Genomic DNA, 19,968 nt, shown 5'->3' with positions numbered 1-19,968 from the left:
CTCAGCCGCCGCGCATCATCGCCCTATGCAGAAGGCGCAGCTCACCGCGGCGATACAGCTGCGCCGGACGCCCGCCGTCGCGGCCCGGGGTCCGCCCGACCGGCACCAGGAATCCGGCGGCGCCGGTCACCTTCCGATGGAAGTTGCTGCTGTCCAGCGTTGTGCCCCAGATGATCTCGTACACCCTGCGCAACTCGTCGTTGCACGGGGTGGTAGCCAGCGGGTGACAGTCGGTGTTGCGCCGCGGCGATTACGCCTGGTGCGTTAGGTCTTTGCCGGCGGGCGGAAGAAGATCACCAGCTGACCGATGCCGCCGAGCAGGCCCAGGCCCACGGCGATCGCCAGACCGCACCAGCCCGACAGCCAGGACGCGATGTCGGTACCGGAGAACAGCAGGTGGTCCAGGCTGTAGCGGCCCGCACCGGTGCCGGCGATGGCCACCGCGGCCACGGCGAGCACCAGGTTGTACTCCCAGCCTTCCTTGACGATGAAGAAGCCGTTGTGCCGGTGCACCGTCCACGCCGCCACCAGCATGAGCGCCACGAATCCGGCCGCCGGGACCGGCGTGAGCAGACCCAGCGCCAGACCCAGGCCGGCGGCGATCTCGGTGCTGGCCGCCACGCGGGCGTGGAACAGGCCCGGCTTCATGCCGATGCTGTCGAACCAGCCCGCGGTGCCCGGGATGCGTCCGCCGCCGAAGAACTTGTTGTAGCCATGGGCGGCCATGGTCAGGCCGAGAACAACGCGCAGGAGCAGGAGCGCCACATCATAGGAAGAGGAATCAGCCACGTAACAGAATCTAGGCCATCTGTTACATCGCCGCCCAGCCCCCATCCACACTGAGCACCGCGCCGTGGATATTCGCGGCGTCGTCACCGGCCAGGAAGACCACCGCGGCGGCGACCTCCTCGGGGGTGCTCATCCGCCGCGACGGGAGGCGGGCCAGCACCGGTGCCACGTGATCGGCGGACTCCGCGGCCCGTTCGGTGGCGATCGGGCCGGGCGCGACGGCGTTGACCCGCACCCCGGACGGCCCGTACTCGGCGGCCCACGATTTGGTCAGCGAATGCACGGCGGCCTTGGTCGAGCTGTACAGCGCCGATTTGTCGCTGCCGATCAGGCCGGTGATGGAGCCGATGTTGACCACTGCGCCGTACCCGCGTTGTGCCATCGCCGGGGCCAGCGCGCCGGTGAGCTGGAACGGCCCGATGACATTGGCCCGGTAGGACTCCAGCAGCGTTTCCTCGGAGGTGTCCGCGGTGGGTTCCGGGATGGACCAGACGCCGGCGTTGTTGACCAGGATGTCCACGGGCCCGGCCTTTTCGGCAAGCTGCCGGATCTCGGCCTCGCCGGCGCCGAGGTCGGCGGCGACGAAGGTTGCGGTGCCGCCGGACGCGCGGATCTCGGCGACGACGGCATCGCCGCGATCCTTGTTGCGGCCGGTGACGACGACGGATGCCCCCTCGGCGGCGAGGGCGCGCGCGATGGCGACACCCAGACCGCCGGTGGAGCCGGTGACCAGTGCTGTGCGGCCCGCAAGCCGCGTATTCTTTGGACTCATGAGTCCATGTGTAGGCCGATGAAAATGGACCTGCAAGTCCAAACTCTCACGAAGAAGGGCGCGGCCACCCGGCAGCGCATCGTCGAGGGCGCCGCCGCCGAGATCCGCGCCCGCGGCGTGGCCCTGACCACACTCGATGACATCCGCGCCCGGACTCACACGTCCAAGAGCCAGCTGTTCCACTACTTCCCCGACGGCAAGGAACAACTCCTGCTGGCCGTCGCCGAGCACGAGGCTGAACAGGTGCTGGCCGACCAGCAACCGCACCTGGGCGCGCTGAACTCGTGGGCGGCGTGGCAACGCTGGCGCGACGCGGTGGTGGACCGCTATCGCCGTCAGGGCCAGAGCTGCCCGCTGAGCATGCTGATGTCGGAGATCGGGCGCAGCACCCCGGGCGCCCAGGCCGTCACCGCCACGTTGATGCAGCGCTGGCACGACGAGATCACCGCCGGGGTACGTTCGATGCAGGATCAGGGCAAGGTCGCGGGCGCGGTCGACGCCGAACGCAGCGCCGCCGCCCTGCTGGCCGGCATCCAGGGTGGGGTCGGGATCCTGCTGGCCACCGGCGACCTGGGTTATCTGGAGGCTGCACTGGACGTCGGAATCGGCACCCTGCGCGCCTCCTGATCTCGCGCCGAGGGGCCACTTGTGGCACGCACATCACGAAACGCTGTGCAATAAACGGACATCCGGCGAACTAGAGCGCGGAATCAAGCCGCTGCACATAGTCGTCGATATCCCCGATCGCCGATTCGGCGGCGTACACGCTCAGTGCGATCGTGCTGCCGACACCGGTCACGCAGTGGGTGATGCCCACCATCGGGGACAGGCCGGGGAAAGCCGCGGCAAGCCGGACCGGCCGGCCGCCGAGCGTGAAATCGGCCGGGCCGCAGTTGACACTGGACACCACGGTGTTGCCGGTGACCGTCGATGACCGCACCGACGGATCGAACTTGCTTATCCCCCAACGCAACAGCGGTGCCGGGGTGGCCTCGAACGCGTGCTCGGAGGCCCGCATCGCCGGATGCGCAGCGCGAAGGCGGCGGGCGGCCAGATCGGCGGCGATCGCGTCGATGCGCTGCTGCATCGGTAGCTGCGGGTGCAGCCCCACGCCCACGGTCCCAAAATGGTTGTAGGCCTGTCGGGGACCGGGCTTGGCCATCGTGACCTCCGCCCCGAGCGCCCCGGCCGGCACGCCGAGAGAGCCGAGCTGGCCGGCCAGCGCCTCCGAGATCGCCGACAGCGCGGCGACGGTGACAGTGGTACCGGAAAGTTCATCGCGGTCCCGCACCAGGGTGCGCATGAGCTGGGGACCGGACGGATTATCGTTGGTACGCAACGGGATACACGGCGCGGCCGGGGGCGGGACCAGACCGGCGTCGGTGTCGGCCACCAGTTGCCGGTAGGCGCGGGTGGCCTGCACACTGCGCCACGGCAACAGCGCGGGGTGGGCGTGCACGGACGTCACGGGTGCGACCACGACGGATCCGCCGAACATCACCGACGCCGGTCCGCAGGTCCGGCCACCCCCGCCCAGGGTGTGGGTGATCTGCAGGACGGCGACGGTGCCCTCGCCCTCGACCCCGGGAACTCCCCGCACACCCGCGAAAAGATGCAGCCGCCAGGGCATCACCCTCGGATCGAGCTGATCGTCGACAAGGGCGCTGACCGCCGCCAGGCAGCCCGTCCAGGAGCTATCGGCGATCTCGTGCACGGTGAACTGTCCGGCATCGACCTCGTGGGGCACCCAGGCCGGGTAGCGCCGGCGCGAACTGTCCTCGATGCGTTGCGAAAGGTCCGGGCTGATGCGGGCATTGGTGATCAGCCGGCCGATCGCCGCGTCCAGGCTCGCCGGCACGCCGTCGAATCCGTACACCAGGAAGGTGTCGTTGGGCATTCTGGCCGACATCCAGAACATCTGGGTGTCGACCGCGGTCAGCCGGTTAGCGGCCACTTCCGATGAAATCCAGGATGCGTTCCGCCGTGGCGGCGGGCTGATCGAGCTGCAGGAAGTGGCCGCCGCCGTCGATGACATGGGCGGCACTTCCGGCGGGCAGTACCCGGCGCACCCACTCGGTGTACTCCGATGACGCACAGCCGTCGTCGGTGCCGTGCAGGTACAGGGTCGCCACCACGGGCGCGGACAGCCAGTGCCGGTGCAGCTCGGCGTAGCGGGCCGGCGGGCGACTGTTGCGCACCGTGGCCCGGTAATAGCCCAGCGCCGCGCGCCAGCGCTCCGGCGCTCCGATGGCGTCGAGCACCAGGCGCACATCCTGCGCACCGTCGTACCCCGGGGACCAGTCCCGCCACAGCTTGGGCACCACCCGCGCCGCGGAATGTTCCGGCAGCCAGGGTAATTGGAAATAGAGGATGTACCAGCTGCGCCGCAGTTGCCGCGGCAGCTGCGCGGCCAACCGGGCGATGTCGGAGCGCTGCCGGAACGCCGCCGACGGCGGCACCGACATGATCGTGGCCTTCGCGAACGGGCTGTCCGGCATGGCGGCCAGCCCGGTGGCGGCGATGGCACCCCAGTCGTGGCCGATGACGACATCGCGCCCGGTGCGACCGGCGGCGTCGAGCACCCGCAGCGCGTCGTCCATCAGGGCACCGACGTGATAGCTCCCCTGAGCCGACAGCGAGGACGGCGCGTACCCGCGCATGAACGGGGCCACCACCCGCCAGCCCGCGTCGGCGAGCTGTGGGGCCACCTTGCGCCAGCCGTGGGCGGTGTCGGGAAATCCATGCAGGCACACCGCAACCGGGGCCTCGGCGTTGTCCCAGTCACCCCACGTCAACGCGCGCAGCGTGACATCGTCGCCGGTGATGTCGATCTGGCCGGTCACCTCGGATCGCCTAGACCGGATCGAAACCGGAGATCAGCCAGCGGTCACCGGTCTTCTCCAGAGTGACCCGCACGCTGGAAGCGGTGTCGGTCGGCGCGTCGGCGCCGACCACCACGGTCTGGTTGACGAACACCAGTACCACCGCGCGATTCGGCTCGGCCTCCACCGACGCGGCCGCCGGTACCGTGGCCACCGCCGAGATCTGCTTCTCCTTGGCGCCCGGGATGACGACATCGGTCGTGAGATCGGTGTAGGCCTGCTGGAAGTCTCCGGTCAGCAGGGACCGGGCATCGGAGAGCTGCTGTTCCACGGTATCGGGCTGATAGGACAGCAGCGCCACCGTGCTGTCCTTGGCGACCTGCACCGATTCGACCGCGGCGCCGTCCCCGTCGCGCACCGAATTGTCCTGCCATTTCAGGTAACCGGCACCCATGGCCAGCACCAGCGCCAGCGCGGGCAGGATGCCGTAGGCCAGCACCCGCGGCCACTCGATGGATCGCTTCTCCCGCGCGGCGGGGCTCGCTTCGGACTCCCCGGGAGCCTCCCCGTCCTCGGCCGGCTCGGCCGATTCCACGGCCGTGGAATCGGACTCGGTCACCTCGGCCTCGGTCAGCTCGGCCTCGGTCAGCTCGGGTTCGGTCAGCTCGGGTTCGGTGGCATCGGGTTCGGTCTTCTTCTCGGTCACGGCACGAACTCCACGTTGGACACCTTCACCTGATCATCGCCGACATCCTGGACGGTGACGCGCATCCGCCACAGCCGCGGCTGCTGTTCGGCCGCACCGGCATTGGAGGTCTGCACCGTCACCGCGACGAGCACACTGGCCTCGGTATCGGATTCCGATTCCAGCCCCGCCTCGGTCACCATGCCGACGGACTTGGACTGCGCCTGCTTGACGACCTCGATGAACGGGCCCGCGCGCTGCTGGAAATCGTCGTAGAAGGTGCCCGTGGCCGAGTCCACGATGCGCTGCACATCGGCCTCCGCCTGCTCCCAGTCGATCGTGGTCAGGTTTATCGCACCCTGCCGGCCGACCTGGAGGAACAGCGCGCGCTGCGCCTCGAGCTTCTGCGATTCGTAGGTGCGGAACCCGAGCCAGCCGACCAGGCCCGCCAACGCGATCACCACCACCAGCCCGACGATGGTCGCCAGCCGCACGTGCGACATCGGCGCCTTGGGCTCCGCGGCCGCTACCGCCTCGTCGAAGTCCTCGACGCCCTCGGTGTCCTCGACGGACTCCTCGGGGGTCTCGGTGGTCTCCTCGACGGCGGCGGTTTCGGCTACAGCGTCAGCTTCGGATGCGGACTCGCTCACTTCCCCGGAGGGGGTAGCAGCATCGTCTGCCATGTTTGCTCCTCGTTCGCGGTACGGGCCAGGTTCGATTGCGTGTACACCTGACCGTCCGGTCCAACGTACGTGCCGCTCTGCTGGTCGTACTCAGCGGATGCGATGGGCGGTGCGGCCTGCTCCGGAGCCGGAGCCGTTTCCGCAGGCTGTGAGCCCGGCCACAACTGCGGAACGGCCTGACCCGACAGCGTGGCGTTCGGATCGCCCTTCCAGTTGAAGCCGTCGTTGAGCGGGATGTAGTTCTCCTCGCTCTCGCACATCTTCCAGTTCGGCGCGCGTTTGCCGGGCACCGTGATGCATGGCAGGTTGCGCGCGCCGCGCACGTTGAACGGCGAATCCTGCGGGACGCGGCAGTAGATGTCGCCCGCCGGCCGGTCCGGATAGTCCTCCAGGGCCGGGGCGCGCACCTGCTGCGCGGGCAGGAAGCCGGTGTTGCATGGCGGCGGCAGGTTCAGGTTCAGGTTGAAGTTCAGGTAGGCACCCTTGTAGTCCTGCTTGGTGTGTCGGCTCGCCAGACCGGTGGCCTGGTTGACCGCGGTGCCCTGCGGGAAGAGCACCAGCAACTGTTCCAGCGACGGCTTGTAGGCCAGCGCCACCTCGCCGATGCTGACCAGATTGGCCAGCACGACGGGCAGGGTCGGCTGCAGGCGGTCGAACAGGGCGCGCACCTCTTCGGCGGCGCCGGGGCCGCGGTCCAGGATGCCGCGCACCGCATCGTCGTGGTCGCGCAGTTCGGCGGTCACGGTGGCCAGGTTCGACGCCCAGGCCCGCACCGAGTCACCGGTGTCGATCTGGGTGTCCAACACCGGCTTTGACTGGTCGATCAGGTTGACCAGCGGGTCGAGGTTGGCCCGCGCGTCGATGGCCAGCTGGGTGGAGCCCTTCACCAGCCGGGACAGGTCCGGCCCCAACCCGCCGACGGCGAGGTAGGCCTCGTCCACCGCGGTACGCAGGTTGTCGCCGGGGATGGCCTCCAACCCGCGGTTGGTGGCCTCCAGCAGGGAATTGACATCGGTGGGCACGGTGGTGTTGTCGATCGCGATGACGTCGCCGTCGCGCAGGGTGGGTCCGTCCCCGCTGCGCGGCAACAGTTCCACGTACTGCTCGCCGACCGCGGAGCGGCTGTGCACCTGGGCCTCCAGGTCCGCGGGGATGGCCACCTTGTCGGTCAGCGACATCTCGGCGACGACGGTCCCGCGCTCGGTCAGACCGACGCTCTCCACCCGGCCCACCTGGGTGCCGCGATAGGTGACGTTGCTGCGCGGGTACAGCCCGCCGGTCTCGGGCAGCTCCAGGCTGACCCGGTAGTGCCCGGCACCGAACAGCAGGTTCGGCAGCCGCATGTAACCGAACGCCATGATGCCGATGGCGATGACGGAGATGGCGATGAAGATCGCCAGCTGGGTCAGGATCCGTCTGGTCAGAATCATGTCAGCGCCCCTGATCCCAGCGGTACGGAACGAGCAGCGGGTTCGCCCCCGTGTAGGGACTCGGCAGCTGCCCGATGGTGCGGCCCCACTGCATCTCCAGTTCGGTCAGGTCGCCCTCCCACCGGGTGCCGGTGAAGATGCCCTGGTCGATACGGCTCAGGGTCAGGTCCACCACCAGCGTGAGGTTGGCGTAGTCGCCGCGCATCCAGTTGGTGAGCGTCTCCTTGGGGAACGGGTAGGTGGTCAGGATGCTCAACCCGCGGGTCAGCGCCGGACCGGCGTTGGCCAGCGATTCCAGCGTCGGCCCAAGGGCTTTCAGCTGGGCGACGAGCGATTCCTTGGTCTGGTTCACCGAGTCGGCCGCCAGCGCACTGAACCGGCCCAGCTGAACGAGGGCCTCGGACAACTCTTCTCGCTGATCCTTGAGCACCTGCAGGGCGTCGGGGATGGTTTCCAGCGCGCGGTCCACCACCGGCTTCTGCTCGGCGACCTGGCCGACGAGAGAGTTCAAACTCTCCGCGGCGGCGATGATGTCGTCCTTCTGGTCGTTGGTGTACGCGATGTAGCGGTCCAACTCGGTGATCAGGCTGCGCAGGTCGGCCTCACGGCCGGTGAACGCGGTGCTGAACGCCTGGGTGATGTCCTGCACCTGGCCGACGCCACCACCGTTGAGCAGCAACGAGACTGCGGCCAGCGTCTGCTCGGTGGTCGGGTACGCACCGGCGGACTCCAGCGGGATCACCGCGCCCTGCTTGAGCCGGCCGGTGGGCTCGGCGTCCGTGGGCACCGCGAGTTCGATGTGCTGCGAACCCAAAAGGCTGGTCTGGCCCAGGGTGGCGGTGGCGTTGGCCGGCAGCACCACATTCTCGTTGAGGCTCATGGTGACCAGCGCATGCCAGCCCTGGCGTTCGATGTCGGTGACGTTGCCGACGGTGACGTCGTTGACCCGGACCCGCGAGTTCTGGTCCAGGTTGTCCACGTCGGGCATCTGCGCCTGAATCGTGTACGCGCCCGGGCCCTTTCCTTCCACACCGGGCAGCGCCACCGAGTTGATGCCCTTCCAGGAGCATCCGCTGGCGGCCAGCGCCACGGCGAGCACGCCGATTCCGAGACGAGCGTGAACAATCCCCGGTCGCTTCGCTCCAGCCCTCCGAATCATCATGACCCCGCTCCGTGCTGAACCATCATCCCGGGCAGCCCGTCGGCCGGGTTGGTGGCCGACACCGATTCGGCGGCCAGCGGCGGGCCACCCGGAACCGGGGTGGCCGGGCCAGCCGCGGCGGGCGGCGCCGCCGGGGCCGGCGGCGGGATGTAGTCCGGGCGCAACCAGTCCTCGCTGTAGGTGATCTCGTTCGGCCGGGCGAACGCGCCGACAGCGAGGTTCTGCCCGATCGGCGGGAAGTTGTACTGACGGTTCTTCATGATCGGCGCCAGGTACTGCACGCACAGCTTGGACGACTGCTCGGCGCCGAGCCGCGAGGCCGCCTGCACCGCACCGCACAGGAAGGTGATCGGGTTGGAGAAGTTGTTGATCACCGGCACCGTGGACATCGCGCCCTGCGCGGGCTGATAGGCGTTGATGTAGTTCTGCAGCGTGGTCGGCGCCACGTGCAGGAACTGCTTGACGTCGTCGAGGCTGTCGTTGAGCGCCTGGCTCACCCCGGCCAGCTTGTCCGAAGTGGTGCCCAGGGTTTCGCGGTTGTCGGCCACGAAGCTCTGCACCATCCCGACGGTGTCGGCGAGATCCTGCACGGCGTTGCCGACCTCGTCGGGGTTGTCGGCCAGCGTGCCCGACACCGAGGCCAGATTCTGGTTGAGCTGGCGCATCACGGTGGTGCTGTCCTGCAGCGCGGACACCAGGATGGACAGGTTCTTCACCGTGGAGAACACATCGGTGCTGTGGTCGCCGATGGCCGAAAACGCCTGCGACAGCTTGACCAACGTGGAGCGGATGTCGGCGCCCTGGCCGCGCAGGTTGTCCGCGGCGGTGTTGATCACCGACCCCAGCGTGCTGACGCCGCCGGGTTCGGTCGGCTGCAGGTTCTCGGTGATGCGTTCCAGCTGAGCGCGGAAGTCGTCGTACTCGACCGGGACGACGGTGCGCTCCTCCGGGATGACGGCGTCGTTCTCCAACACCGGCCCGCTGCCCGAGTACGTCGGGGTCAACTGGATCGCCCGCGACGTCACCAGCATCGGCGACAGGATCGCCGCGTTGGCGTCGGCGGGCACCTTGTACTTGCTGTCGTACCAGAACGAGATCTTCACCCGCTCCGGCTCCGGTTCGATCTTGGCGATCCGGCCGACGGGCACACCGAGGATGACTACGTCGTCACCCTCGAAGATGCCGTTGCTGTTGTCGAAGTAGGCCACCACGTTGGTGCGGCTGAACGAGTCGGTGACCCGGCTGACCGCGAACACGCCCGCGACCAGCAGCAGTGCGAACACCACGAGCAGCGAGATCCGCTTGGTGCTCTGCTTGGACGGTGTGCTCATCGGCCTGCCCCCGGTTCGGTACCGGATCCGGCGCCGTGCGGCACCGGCTCACCCGGCGCGGGCACCAGCACCGGCTGCCGGCTGGGCTGCTGGGACTCCAAGCCCGGCGGCGCGATGGCCGGCGGTCCGGGCGGCGGACCACCGGGCGGACCCGGCGGAATCGGCTCGCGGTACGGGTAGCAACCGGTCGGGCCCGGCAGCGGGATGCCCGGAGGCCCACAGCCCAGGTCGCCCGGGTTGCCGGTGATGGCATCGGGCAGCGTCATGCGCGGTTCGCCGCCCTGACCGGTGCGCGGGAACGGGATCGGCATGGCCGGGGTACCCGCCTGCCCGACACCCGGATCGTGGCGCTCGGACGGCAGCAGCACGTTCGGATCCAGACCCAGGTCGGAGAACGCCGCGTCGACGAACGGCTGCACGAACTGACCGGGCAGCAGGTTGGCGACGTAGGACTTGAAGAACGGGCCCGACGCCGCGGACTCACCGAGCGACATGGCGTAGGCATGCATCAACTTCAGCGACTTCTGCAACCGTTCCTTGCGGTTGTCCAGGATGGTGAGCACGCCGTTGAGCTTCTCCAGCGCCGGTTTCATCGTCTCGTTGTTCTCGTTGATGAAGCCCTGCAGCTGACGGCTCAACGCCGAGATGTTGCCCGAGATCGCGTCCAGCGCAGCGGTTTGGCTACGCAGTTCGGCCAGCAGCGCATTGCTGCTGCGCACCAGCGTGACGATCTGGTCGCTGCGCTCGGCCAGCACCGTGGTGGCCTTGTTGGCGTTGGCCAGCAGTCCGCGCAGTTCGGCGTCGCGCTCGTTGAGGGTCTCGGAGAACCGGGCCACCCCCTCGATGGCGACCTTGAGGTCCGGCGGGGTGTCGGCGAAGGTCTCGGAGATCACCCGCAGCGAATCCGAGAGCTGGTCGGTGTTCAGGCCGCTGATGGTGGTGGTCAAATCGCCCAGGGCGTCCGGCAATTGGTAGGCCGGGGTGGTGCGCTCGGTGGGGATGGTGCCGCTCTGGGTGCCGTCACCGCGCGGGGTGACCTCCAGGATCTTGGTGCCCAGCAGGCTCTTGGTCCGCACCGCGGCCTCACTGCGGTCACCGATGCGCACGTTGCTCTTGACGGTGAACTTCACCAGCACCCGCTGGCCGTCCAGTTCGACGGACTTGACCTGGCCGACCCGCATCCCCGACACCTGCACCGAGGCGCCGCTGCGGATTCCGCCGGCCTCGACGAAGTACGCCGAATAATCCTTGCCGCTGTTGAGGAACGGCAGTTTGTCGTAGTTCAGCGCGCCCAGGATGATCGCGGCGATGACGGTCAGGCCGATGGCGCCGACGATCAGCTGATTGCGTTCTGCGAAGGACTTCACTTCGGCGCACACCTCCCGGTGCTCTGCCCGGCCGCCTTCACATACACCGGCTGACCGCCCTTGCCGTTCAGCTTGAGCACGATGTCGCAGAGATAGAAGCTGAAGAAGTCACCGTAGATTCCCTGGCGTGCCAACGCCTGATAGGCGTCGGGCAGCGTGTTGATCAGGTTGTCGAAGTACTCATGGTCGGCGAGCACCACACCTGCGGTGCGGTCGGTCTCGGTGATCGTCTTGGCGAACGGCGGACGCGCCTCGGAGAGCAGGTCGGCGATGCTGGCGGCCGCCGCACTGGTGTAGGCGACGCCGTTGGCGATGTCGGTGCGCCGCTCGGCGAGCCCGTCGATCAGTTCCGACAGCCCGTCGACGCCCTTGGCGAACTGCTCGTTCTGGTCGCCCAGCGAGCCCATCACGGTGTTGAGGTTGACGATGACCTCTCCGATCAACTGGTCACGGTCGGCCAGCGTGTTGGTCAACGCGGCGGTCTGGGTGAGGAAGGACCCGATGGTGGCGCCCTGCCCCTGCAGCGCGCTGATCAACTGCCCCGACAGCGCGTTGATCTGGTCCGGGTCGAGCGCCTTGAACAGCGGCCGGAAGCCGCCGATCAGCGAGTCGAGATCGAGCGCGGGCGCGGTGCGCGCGAACGGGATCGTGGCGCCGGGCTGGAGCCGGGAGGTGTCCCCGGTGCCCTCTTCCAACGCCAGGTAGCGGCCGCCGATGAGGTCGTCGTACCGGATGATGGCGCGGGTGCCCTCGGTGAGCACCACCGACTCGTCGACCGTGAAATCGACCAGCACGCTGCCGTCGTCACGCATCTGCAGCTCGCCGACCTTGCCGACCTCCACACCGGCGATCCGGACGAAGTCGTCGGGCTCCATGCCGCTGACATTGGTGAATTCGGCGCGGTATCCCGACTCTCCCTCGCCGAATCGCAGCTGGGAGAAGATCGCGAACAGGCCGAAGACACCCAGCAGGCACACTGCCAGGAAAATGGTGAGCCGCCAGATGGCGCCCCCCAGATTGTCTTTCATGGCTTGCAGGTTCTCCTCAACGGTGTCTGTCGATAACGGTTACGGGCCGGGTGCAGCAGGTACGGGCAGCGGTGTCGGTGGCAGCGGTGTGGGTTGCACGCCGGGTGCCAGGACGGTGAACGGTTCCGAGCCCGGTGTCGGTCCGGGTTCGCGCGGTGCTCCCGGCGGCGGGGCGGGCGGCAGTCCCGGCCACAGCGGGGTGCCGTCCGGCGCGTACAGCTGGGCGCCGAAGGCGGGTGCACCCGGGTACGGGATCGGCCCGATGGCCGGTCCACCCCACGTGTTGCGGATGCTGGGCGGTTCGGGCACCGCGCGGGTGACCGGCAGGTAGTTGCCGTAGGCCGGGAACGCGATACCCGGGTTGGGCCGCACGTCCATTCCGGTGCCGAAGCCGGTGTTGGTAATCAGCTGGCGCACCGGCCAGTTGTCGTCGACGATCGGCAGCGAGCCGCAGCTGGGCTTGCCGCCCGGGCCGCCCTTGGCACCGACGACGGTCAGGTGATCGGGGAAGCGGTACGGGTCGTCGCCCAGGGCGAGGGACGTGTCCAGGATGAGGGATTTGCCGTTGCCACCGGTGGCCTCGTAACCGCCGTTGTCGAGCAGGTACTTCGCGCCGGTGAACAGGCAGGTGTAGGACGGGCTGTACTTGTACAGCAGTTCGGTGGTCGGCCGCAGCGTGTTGATGGCCTTGATCAGGTTGTCCTTGTTCGGGGCGAGGAGCTCGATTCCCTTGTTGGACAGCCCCGTCGTGGCCAGCAGCAGCGCGTCGAGTTGGCGGGAGCGCTCGGTCAGGGTGACCGAGGTGGTCGCCGCCGCATCCAAGGTGGCCAGGATGCCCTGCGCAGCAGAGCTGTACACGTCGGCGGCGCCGGCCAGCGCCTGCCAGTCCTCGCGGACCGTCTCGCTGCGCGGGTTCAGCGCCAGCAGTACCTGATTGGCGTCGGTGGTGGCCTGCCCGATGCGCTCGCCCTGCCCGCGCACGCCCTCCGCCAGGGCGGTCAGGGTGCTGTTCAGCTTGGCGGTGTCGATCTTGTTGAGAACACTCACCAGATTCTGGAAGACGGTGTTGACCTCGGTGGTGACGTTCTTCGATTCGAGGACCTGATTGGCTTGCAGGCGTTCGGACACCGGCTCGTCCGGGAACACCAGGTCGACGAACTTGGCACCGAAGATGGTGGTGGCCCGGATCTGGGCTCCGACGTTGGCCGGGATGTACTTGATCTGATCCGGGTAGATGTCGAGTCGGAGCTTCACCGGGGCGACGCTCTCGGAGTCCCCGCCGCTGATCGCCACGACCTTGCCGACCTGCACGCCGTTGAGCTTGACCTTGGCGTTGGTCTCCATCACCAGACCGGACCGATCGGCGGTCAGGGTGACCGGGACGTAGCTGCGCAGCGTGCCGGTGAACAGTGAGTAGGACAGCCAGATCGCGGCGATGATCAGGATCACCAGGAACAGCGTCCACCAGCCCGGGGCCAGCCCCTTGCGTTGTTTCGCAGTCGTCGTCATATCAGCCGGCCAGGTTGAAGTTGCCAGATTGCCCGTACACCGCAAGCGAGATCATCACCACGACGAACGCGGAGATGATCAGCGAGGTGCGCACCGCGCGCCCCACCGCCTCACCCACACCGGCCGGGCCGCCGCTGGCGGTGAACCCGTAATAGGTGTGCACCAGCATGATGACGATCGCCATCGCGATCGACTGCACGAACGACCAGATCAGATCGGTGGGATTGAGGAACGTGTCGAAGTAGTGGTTGTAGACACCGGGGGACTGCCCGTAGATGGCGGTGGTGCCGAACTTGGCCGCCCAGAAGGAGGCCAGCACACCGACGCAGTACAGCGGGATCACCACGATCACACCGGCGATCACCCGGGACGACGCCAGGTAGGCGATGCTGCGGATGCCGATCACCTCGAGGGCGTCGATCTCCTCGTTGATCCGCATCGCCCCGAGTTGCGCCGTGGCGCCGGCGCCGATGGTGGCCGACAGCGCGATGGCGGTGGTCGCGGGCGCGATCAGCCGGACGTTGAAGAAGGCGGAGGCGAACCCGGTCAGCGCCTCGACACCGATCTCGGAGAACTGGTTGAAGCCCTGCACGGCGACCAGGGCGCCGGTACTGACGGTCAGGAAGCCGACGATCGCGACGGTGCCGCCGATGATGGCCAACGCGCCCGCGCCGAGGCCCATCTGGGCGATCAGCCGGATGAGTTCTTTGGGATACCGGACGAAGACGTCACCGATGGACAGCAGTGTGCGCCCGAAGAACTGGGTCTGCTCCCCCACATGGTTCCAGCTGTCGACAACGCTGCCGACTCCGCGCTTGACCCGCAGGCCCATCGTGGTCGTCACGTCCCCGCCTTCACACCGACGGCGGTGGCGACCACGTTGATGGCGAACAGCGCCATGAAGGTGAACACCACGGTCTCGTTCACCGCGTTACCGACACCGGCCGGTCCGCCGCCCACCGAAATGCCCTTGTAGCAGGCGATCAGGCCGGCGGTCAGGCCGAACAGCGCGGCCTTGATGAGGGCGATGAACACATCGGTGGGGCCGGTGATCAGGGTCAGGCCGGCCACGAACGCGCCCGGTGACACGTGCTGGACGTAGACGCAGAACAGGTAGGCACCGGTCAGACCGACCAGTACGACGGTGGCCGACAGGGCCAGCGAGACCGTGGTCGCGGCCAGCACCCGCGGAATCACCAAGGCCTGAATCGGATTCACACCCATCACCCGGAGCGCGTCGAGCTCCTCGCGAATGGTCCGGGCGCCCAGGTCTGCGCACATCGCGGTGGCGCCGGCGCCGGCGATCACCAGCACCGTGACGATCGGCCCGATCTGGGTGACGGTGCCCAGCGCGGCGCCGGTGCCCGAGAAGTCCGCGGCACCGAACTCGGTGAGCAGGATGTTGAAGGTGAAGGTCAGCAGCACGGTGTACGGGATGGTCAGCATCAGCGTCGGCAGCAGGGAAACCCGCGCCACGAACCAGGACTGCAGGATGTATTCGCGCCAGGCGAACGGGGGCCGGAACATCAACAGGAAGACGTCCAGCGTCATCGAGAAGAAGCCACCGAAGGCGCGCACCGGCCGGGTGACGACACTGGGGATGGCGTCTTGCACGGCCATCAGCGGGCCGGTCCCGCCCTGTGCCACATCCGCTTACCCATGTAGTCCCTTCCAACCAAGGTGCCCGCGCTCCGAACACGATATGACCACAGGCGCGCTATGGATGCGGAAGAACGTACATAACGATTTCCACAGCGACAACACCGACCACCTGGTTGGGCGAGGCAAGTTACCGTGCAGTAGCCTGCGTCACGATTTGCCGGCGACCCCCAGCGCACGCAGGGTGAATCCCTCGACCCGGGCCCGTGACAGTGGAATCTGCGCCGGATCGAAGATCCTTGCCGAGGTCAGCTCGCGGCTCACCAGGGCCGCGATCGCGATGGCATCCGATTCCGGCTCCGCCCAGGGGAACGCCCCCTCGGCGTGGCCGGTGCGCAGGATGGTTGCCAGCGAGCCTTCCCGGCGGGCGCGAGACCGTTCACGGGCCTCTCGATACCCCTTGGCCGAACGCATCTCGTCGCAGTCCAGCACGGCCAGATAGCGATGCAGATCGGTGTCGCTGGCCAGGGTGAACATCTGGTCCAGCCACGTCCGCAACTGATCCACCGGATCCAGGGACTCGGCGCCGGCGATCTCGTCGAGCAGCACGGCCAGCCGTTCGGTCACCTGTTCCAGCATCGCGAGGAACAGCTCGTCCTTGGACTGGAAGTGCCGGTAGAAGGCGCGGCTGGACACCTCCGCCCGGGCCAGGATGGCCGAGACGTGCACCGGGCTCTCATGCGGTTCGGACAGGCAGTCGAAGGTTGCCTCCACGATGCGGTCGCGCTCCTCGGCGCTGGATCCCGCTGATGGCACTGACGGCACGGCATCCAAGTCTAGTGACCCGCAGACCCCCGACCCGACACCAGTTTGGGAAGGCCGGTCAGTAACCTGAGCCGCAGGCAGTCGAGAGGATGTCCGTGAGCATGGCAAACAGCACGCCCCAGACCGTCACGTTCCGCGGTGTCGACGACCTCTCGTTGGTGGCCGACGAATGGAACCGGGACACCGTGACGGTGGCATCGGGCCCGACCGTGCTGATGTTGCACGGCGGCGGGCAGAACCGGCACTCCTGGAAGAACACCGGCCAGATCCTCGCCGACCGGGGTATGCACGTCGTGGCGCTGGACAGTCGCGGTCACGGTGACAGCGACCGCTCCCCGACCGCCAGCTATGACGTCGAAACGCTCAGCTCCGACATCGTGCAGGTGCTCTATCAGATCGGCAGGCCCGTGGCGCTGGTCGGCGCCAGCATGGGCGGGCTGACCGGCATCCAAGCCGCCCACGAGGCGGGCCCGGAACTGGTGACCAAGCTGATCCTCGTCGATGTGGTGCCGCGTTTCGAGAAGGACGGCAGCGCCCGGATCCGCGATTTCATGTTCAACCACATCCACGGCTTCGACTCCCTCGAGCAGGCCGCCGATGCCATCGCGGCGTATCTGCCGCACCGGCCCCGACCCCGCAGCACCGAGGGCCTGAAGAAGAACCTGCGGCTGCGCGACGGCCGGTGGTACTGGCATTGGGACCCGGCGTTTCTCACCAAACCCGGCGATGACCCGTTTGCCCGGGTGGACAAGCTGGAGGCGGCCGCGACCAACCTGTCGGTACCGATCCTGCTGATCCGCGGCAAGCTCTCCGATGTGGTGTCCGAGGAGGGCGTGCGCGACTTCCTGGAGAAGGTCCCCGCGGCCGAATTCGTCGAACTGTCCGAGGCGGGCCATACCGCCGCCGGTGACGACAACGATGCCTTCACCGAGGTCGTCGTGAGATTCGTCGGCGCGTGAGAGACGTGGCGGGTTTCAATTTCCTTGAGCAGCCGGCCCTGCCGGCGGCCCAGGTCACCGAACAACAGGCCGCCACGCTGCTGGCCGAGCGGTACGGCTCCCGTGGCGAGGTCACATCCCTTGGTAGCCAGCAGGACTGCAACTTCCTGGTGTCCGAGGACGGCGACCCGGTGGCGGTACTCAAGATCGCGAATCCGGCCTTCACCGAGACCGAACTGGCCGCGCAGGACGCCGCGGCCGAGTTGATCGCCCGGGCCCACCCCGACCTGCGGGTCGCGACGCCGTTGCCGCCCGTCGACGGCGAGCCGGCACAGGGTGTCCGACTCTTGCCCTTCCTGGCCGGCGGAACCCTCACCGAGCGTGGCTATCTGAGCCCGGAGAACGTCGCCGCCATGGGAGACCTGGCCGCCCGGGTGAGCCGGGCCCTCGACGGCTTCAGCCACCCCGGCCTGGACCGGGTCCTGCAATGGGACCTGCGCTACGGCAAGGACGTCGTCGACCGGCTCATCGCGCACGCGCCGCGGCAACGCGACGAGCTCCAGACCGCCGCCCGCGAGGCGTGGCTGCGGATCGCGCCGCACGCCGATGACCTACCGCGCCAGGCGGTACATCTGGATCTGACCGACGCGAACGTGGTGGCCGGGCCCTCGGGCCTACCGGACGGCATCATCGACTTCGGCGACCTGTCACACACCTGGGCAATCTCCGAACTGGCCATCACACTGTCCTCGGTGCTCGGCCACCCCGGCAGCGACCCGACCTCGATCCTGCCCGGCGTCAAGGCCTTCCATGCGGCGCGACCGCTGAATCCGGCGGAGGCACAGGCACTCTGGCCGCTGCTGGTATTGCGCACCGCGGTGCTCATTGTCAGCGGTGCGCAGCAGGGCGAACTCGATCCGGACAATGCCTACGTCACCGAACAGTCCGAGGACGAGTGGCGGATGTTCGCCCAGGCCACCTCGGTGCCGATGGAGGTGATGTCGGCGCTGATCACCACCGAACTCGGCTTGGCACCGGCCGCGCCCGAGGTCGAGATCGAGAACCGGCTGATCTCCGGCCTGGAACCGGAAAGCGTGGTCACCCTTGACCTTTCGGATACATTGGACAGCGAGGACGAGCTGGCCGCCGCGGCAGTGCGTGACGGTGCCGCCCTGGTGCTCACCCGGTTCGGCCGTCCGCGGCTGAACCGGGCACCCCTGCTCTCCCAGCACAGCCCCGACGTCGTCGAAACCGGTATCGGGTTGTGGCCGGCCGCGACGACCCGGGTGCTGGCCCCGTGGGACGGGGAGGTGGTGGACCGTTCCGATGACCGGATCACGTTGCGTGGACTGGACTTCGAGCTGACGCTGCACGGGGTCGAATCCAGTACCGCACCCGGCCAGGTGCGCGCCGGTGAGCACCTCGGGGTGATCGGGCAGGGCCGCTGGACCCGGTTGGCCGTCCGCCGGACCGGGGCTCCGGCGGCACCGGAGTTCACCTCGGCCGAACTGGCACCCGGCTGGTTGGCGTTGTCCCGGGATCCACGAACGGTGCTGGGTCTCGATCCGCTCCCCGACGCCGCGCAGCGGGATCTGTTGGAGCGCCGCGACGACAGCTTCGCCGCGGTGCAGGAACGCTACTACCGCCATCCTCCGCAGATCGAACGCGGGCACCGGCATCACCTGATGTCGACGGCCGGTCGCACCTACCTCGACATGGTCAACAACGTGACCGTGCTCGGCCACGCCCACCCGCGGGTCGCCGATGCGGCGTCGGCACAGCTGCGCCGGCTCAACACCAACTCACGGTTCAACTATTCGGCGGTGGTGGAGTTCAGCGAGCGGATCGCCGCGACGCTGCCGGATCCGCTGGACACCGTTTTCCTGGTCAATTCCGGTTCGGAGGCAAGCGATCTCGCGATCCGGCTGGCCACCGCGGTGACCGGGCGCCGGGATGTCATCGCCGTGCGCGAGGCCTATCACGGGTGGACCTACGCCACCGACGCGGTGTCCACGTCGACCGCGGACAATCCGAACGCGCTGGCCACCCGCCCGGACTGGGTGCACACCGTGGAGTCGCCGAACAGCTTCCGCGGCAAGTACCGCGGCGGCGAGGCGCACCGCTACGCCGGCGAGGCCGTCGCCCAGATCGAGGCGATGACCAGTGCCGGCCGCCCGCCGGCGGCCTTCATCTGTGAACCGGTGTACGGCAACGCCGGTGGCATGGCGCTGCCGGACGGTTACCTGCAGCAGGTGTACGCCGCGGTGCGGGCGGCCGGCGGGGTGGCGATCGCCGATGAGGTGCAGGTCGGCTACGGCCGCCTCGGGCACTGGTTCTGGGGGTTCCCGCAGCAGCAGGTGGTGCCCGATATCGTGTCGGTCGCCAAGGCCACCGGCAACGGCTATCCGTTGGGTGCGGTGATCACCACCCGCGCGATCGCCGAGGCCTTCCGGTCGCAGGGTTACTTCTTCTCCTCCACCGGCGGCAGCCCGCTGTCCTGCGCGATCGGGCTGACGGTGCTCGACGTGCTGCGCGACGAGGGTCTGCAGGACAACGCGCTCCGCGTCGGCGAGCATCTGAAAGCCCGGCTGATGGCATTGGGCGACAAACACCCGCTCGTGGGCACCGTGCACGGGATGGGGCTCTATCTGGGCGTGGAGATGATCCGCGATGCGACCACCCTGGAACCCGCCACGGCCGAGACGATGGCGATCTGTGAGCGCATGCTGGAACTCGGCGTGATCATCCAGCCGACCGGTGACCACCAGAACATCCTGAAGACCAAACCCCCGTTGTGCATTGACCTCGCGGGCGCGGACTTCTACGTCGACACCCTGGACCGGGTGCTCACCGAGGGCTGGTAGGGCCGTTGGCCTCATCCAGCCGCTGGTGCAGCCGGGCCCGGATGTCCTCGGGTGTGTACGCCTTTCGGATGCGCTGATCCCGGGCGACCAGCGCTCCACCGGCCACCACCCCGGCGACACCAGCCAGCCCGACCCACTTCCAGATGCCCTTCATACCCAGATTC

20 protein-coding genes are annotated in these 19,968 nt (G+C 68.2%); 3 read left to right on the top strand and 17 right to left on the bottom strand.

Annotated elements, in window-relative coordinates:
* Window position 1: 1 nt before the first annotated feature.
* The 3 genes from EXE63_RS22545 to EXE63_RS22535 all read right to left on the bottom strand — a co-directional run bounded on the left by EXE63_RS22545 (window position 2) and on the right by EXE63_RS22535 (window position 1,561).
* Entirely contained in the window at window positions 2–184 is a 183-nt protein-coding gene (locus EXE63_RS22545) for an NrtR DNA-binding winged helix domain-containing protein (RefSeq protein ID WP_209999856.1), read from the bottom strand.
* 80 nt (window positions 185–264) lie between these two features.
* On the bottom strand, window positions 265–726 hold the full coding sequence (locus tag EXE63_RS22540) for a DoxX family protein (RefSeq protein WP_234904626.1): 462 nt from the start codon (window positions 724–726) through the stop codon (window positions 265–267).
* Window positions 727–811: 85 nt separating this feature from the next.
* On the bottom strand, window positions 812–1,561 hold the full coding sequence (locus tag EXE63_RS22535) for an SDR family NAD(P)-dependent oxidoreductase (RefSeq protein ID WP_168143759.1): 750 nt from the start codon (window positions 1,559–1,561) through the stop codon (window positions 812–814).
* Between the two features lie 24 nt (window positions 1,562–1,585).
* Here EXE63_RS22535 and EXE63_RS22530 point away from each other — a divergent pair, with 24 nt between their 5' ends.
* On the top strand, window positions 1,586–2,188 hold the full coding sequence (locus tag EXE63_RS22530; RefSeq protein WP_168143758.1) for a TetR/AcrR family transcriptional regulator: 603 nt from the start codon (window positions 1,586–1,588) through the stop codon (window positions 2,186–2,188).
* Between the two features lie 70 nt (window positions 2,189–2,258).
* Here EXE63_RS22530 and EXE63_RS22525 read toward each other — a convergent pair whose 3' ends face one another.
* The 13 genes from EXE63_RS22525 to EXE63_RS22465 all read right to left on the bottom strand — a co-directional run bounded on the left by EXE63_RS22525 (window position 2,259) and on the right by EXE63_RS22465 (window position 16,002).
* Window positions 2,259–3,515, bottom strand: a complete 1,257-nt coding sequence (locus EXE63_RS22525) for a WS/DGAT domain-containing protein (protein WP_168143757.1) — start codon at window positions 3,513–3,515, stop codon at window positions 2,259–2,261.
* Window positions 3,505–4,404: an alpha/beta fold hydrolase gene (locus tag EXE63_RS22520; protein ID WP_168143756.1), complete on the bottom strand. Its 900-nt coding sequence runs from the start codon at window positions 4,402–4,404 to the stop codon at window positions 3,505–3,507. The genes EXE63_RS22525 and EXE63_RS22520 overlap by 11 nt, the downstream gene beginning before the upstream one ends.
* Before the next feature lie 10 nt (window positions 4,405–4,414).
* Window positions 4,415–5,089: a hypothetical protein gene (locus tag EXE63_RS22515; protein ID WP_168143755.1), complete on the bottom strand. Its 675-nt coding sequence runs from the start codon at window positions 5,087–5,089 to the stop codon at window positions 4,415–4,417.
* Window positions 5,086–5,751, bottom strand: coding sequence for an Rv1363c family protein (locus EXE63_RS22510; RefSeq protein ID WP_168143754.1), 666 nt, complete (start codon window positions 5,749–5,751; stop codon window positions 5,086–5,088). Before EXE63_RS22510 ends, EXE63_RS22515 begins: the two co-directional genes overlap by 4 nt.
* Window positions 5,715–7,181, bottom strand: coding sequence for an MCE family protein (locus tag EXE63_RS22505; protein WP_168143753.1), 1,467 nt, complete (start codon window positions 7,179–7,181; stop codon window positions 5,715–5,717). Before EXE63_RS22505 ends, EXE63_RS22510 begins: the two co-directional genes overlap by 37 nt.
* Window position 7,182: 1 nt before the next feature.
* A complete protein-coding gene (locus EXE63_RS22500) occupies window positions 7,183–8,340 on the bottom strand; it encodes an MCE family protein (RefSeq protein ID WP_168145716.1) in 1,158 nt (385 codons plus the stop codon).
* Window positions 8,340–9,674, bottom strand: a complete 1,335-nt coding sequence (locus tag EXE63_RS22495; protein WP_168143752.1) for an MCE family protein — start codon at window positions 9,672–9,674, stop codon at window positions 8,340–8,342. Before EXE63_RS22495 ends, EXE63_RS22500 begins: the two co-directional genes overlap by 1 nt.
* On the bottom strand, window positions 9,671–11,041 hold the full coding sequence (locus EXE63_RS22490; protein WP_168143751.1) for an MCE family protein: 1,371 nt from the start codon (window positions 11,039–11,041) through the stop codon (window positions 9,671–9,673). Before EXE63_RS22490 ends, EXE63_RS22495 begins: the two co-directional genes overlap by 4 nt.
* Window positions 11,038–12,069, bottom strand: coding sequence for a virulence factor Mce family protein (locus EXE63_RS22485; protein ID WP_168143750.1), 1,032 nt, complete (start codon window positions 12,067–12,069; stop codon window positions 11,038–11,040). Before EXE63_RS22485 ends, EXE63_RS22490 begins: the two co-directional genes overlap by 4 nt.
* A gap of 39 nt (window positions 12,070–12,108) precedes the next feature.
* Complete coding sequence (locus EXE63_RS22480) at window positions 12,109–13,578, bottom strand: MCE family protein (protein ID WP_168143749.1); 1,470 nt, start codon at window positions 13,576–13,578, stop codon at window positions 12,109–12,111.
* Window position 13,579: 1 nt separating this feature from the next.
* Window positions 13,580–14,410, bottom strand: a complete 831-nt coding sequence (locus EXE63_RS22475) for an ABC transporter permease (protein ID WP_168145715.1) — start codon at window positions 14,408–14,410, stop codon at window positions 13,580–13,582.
* 8 nt (window positions 14,411–14,418) lie between these two features.
* Window positions 14,419–15,198: an MlaE family ABC transporter permease gene (locus tag EXE63_RS22470; RefSeq protein WP_168145714.1), complete on the bottom strand. Its 780-nt coding sequence runs from the start codon at window positions 15,196–15,198 to the stop codon at window positions 14,419–14,421.
* Window positions 15,199–15,387: 189 nt separating this feature from the next.
* Window positions 15,388–16,002 carry a TetR/AcrR family transcriptional regulator gene (locus EXE63_RS22465; RefSeq protein WP_234904234.1) on the bottom strand — a complete coding sequence of 205 codons (615 nt, stop codon included), beginning with the start codon at window positions 16,000–16,002 and terminating at the stop codon, window positions 15,388–15,390.
* Between the two features lie 101 nt (window positions 16,003–16,103).
* Between EXE63_RS22465 and EXE63_RS22460 the strand changes: the two genes are divergently transcribed.
* Window positions 16,104–16,961: an alpha/beta fold hydrolase gene (locus EXE63_RS22460; RefSeq protein WP_436277688.1), complete on the top strand. Its 858-nt coding sequence runs from the start codon at window positions 16,104–16,106 to the stop codon at window positions 16,959–16,961.
* Window positions 16,958–19,804 (top strand): aminotransferase, encoded by a 2,847-nt coding sequence (locus EXE63_RS22455; protein WP_168143747.1) that lies wholly within the window; start codon window positions 16,958–16,960, stop codon window positions 19,802–19,804. Before EXE63_RS22460 ends, EXE63_RS22455 begins: the two co-directional genes overlap by 4 nt.
* On the opposite strand, the gene EXE63_RS22450 is transcribed toward EXE63_RS22455, so the two are convergent.
* A complete protein-coding gene (locus EXE63_RS22450) occupies window positions 19,788–19,958 on the bottom strand; it encodes a hypothetical protein (protein ID WP_168143746.1) in 171 nt (56 codons plus the stop codon). The genes EXE63_RS22455 and EXE63_RS22450 overlap by 17 nt on opposite strands.
* Between the last annotated feature and the right edge of the window lie 10 nt (window positions 19,959–19,968).

Origin of the sequence: Mycolicibacterium frederiksbergense (assembly GCF_012223425.1) — a bacterium.
GTDB classification, from domain to species: Bacteria; Actinomycetota; Actinomycetes; order Mycobacteriales; family Mycobacteriaceae; genus Mycobacterium; species Mycobacterium frederiksbergense.
Note: the sequence above shows the minus strand (reverse complement) of the source record. Positions and strands in the feature narration are given on the sequence as shown.

Coding starts and splice junctions, on each gene's coding strand:
- EXE63_RS22505 (WP_168143753.1), bottom strand. CDS start 7,181: ATGATTCTGACCAGACGGATCCTGACCCAGCTGGCGATCTTCATCGCC.
- EXE63_RS22480 (WP_168143749.1), bottom strand. CDS start 13,578: ATGACGACGACTGCGAAACAACGCAAGGGGCTGGCCCCGGGCTGGTGG.
- EXE63_RS22470 (WP_168145714.1), bottom strand. CDS start 15,198: ATGGCCGTGCAAGACGCCATCCCCAGTGTCGTCACCCGGCCGGTGCGC.
- EXE63_RS22535 (WP_168143759.1), bottom strand. CDS start 1,561: ATGAGTCCAAAGAATACGCGGCTTGCGGGCCGCACAGCACTGGTCACC.
- EXE63_RS22485 (WP_168143750.1), bottom strand. CDS start 12,069: ATGAAAGACAATCTGGGGGGCGCCATCTGGCGGCTCACCATTTTCCTG.
- EXE63_RS22510 (WP_168143754.1), bottom strand. CDS start 5,751: ATGGCAGACGATGCTGCTACCCCCTCCGGGGAAGTGAGCGAGTCCGCA.
- EXE63_RS22500 (WP_168145716.1), bottom strand. CDS start 8,340: ATGATTCGGAGGGCTGGAGCGAAGCGACCGGGGATTGTTCACGCTCGT.
- EXE63_RS22450 (WP_168143746.1), bottom strand. CDS start 19,958: ATGAAGGGCATCTGGAAGTGGGTCGGGCTGGCTGGTGTCGCCGGGGTG.
- EXE63_RS22460 (WP_436277688.1), top strand. CDS start 16,104: ATGGCAAACAGCACGCCCCAGACCGTCACGTTCCGCGGTGTCGACGAC.
- EXE63_RS22530 (WP_168143758.1), top strand. CDS start 1,586: ATGGACCTGCAAGTCCAAACTCTCACGAAGAAGGGCGCGGCCACCCGG.
- EXE63_RS22495 (WP_168143752.1), bottom strand. CDS start 9,674: ATGAGCACACCGTCCAAGCAGAGCACCAAGCGGATCTCGCTGCTCGTG.
- EXE63_RS22540 (WP_234904626.1), bottom strand. CDS start 726: ATGGCCGCCCATGGCTACAACAAGTTCTTCGGCGGCGGACGCATCCCG.
- EXE63_RS22475 (WP_168145715.1), bottom strand. CDS start 14,410: ATGGGCCTGCGGGTCAAGCGCGGAGTCGGCAGCGTTGTCGACAGCTGG.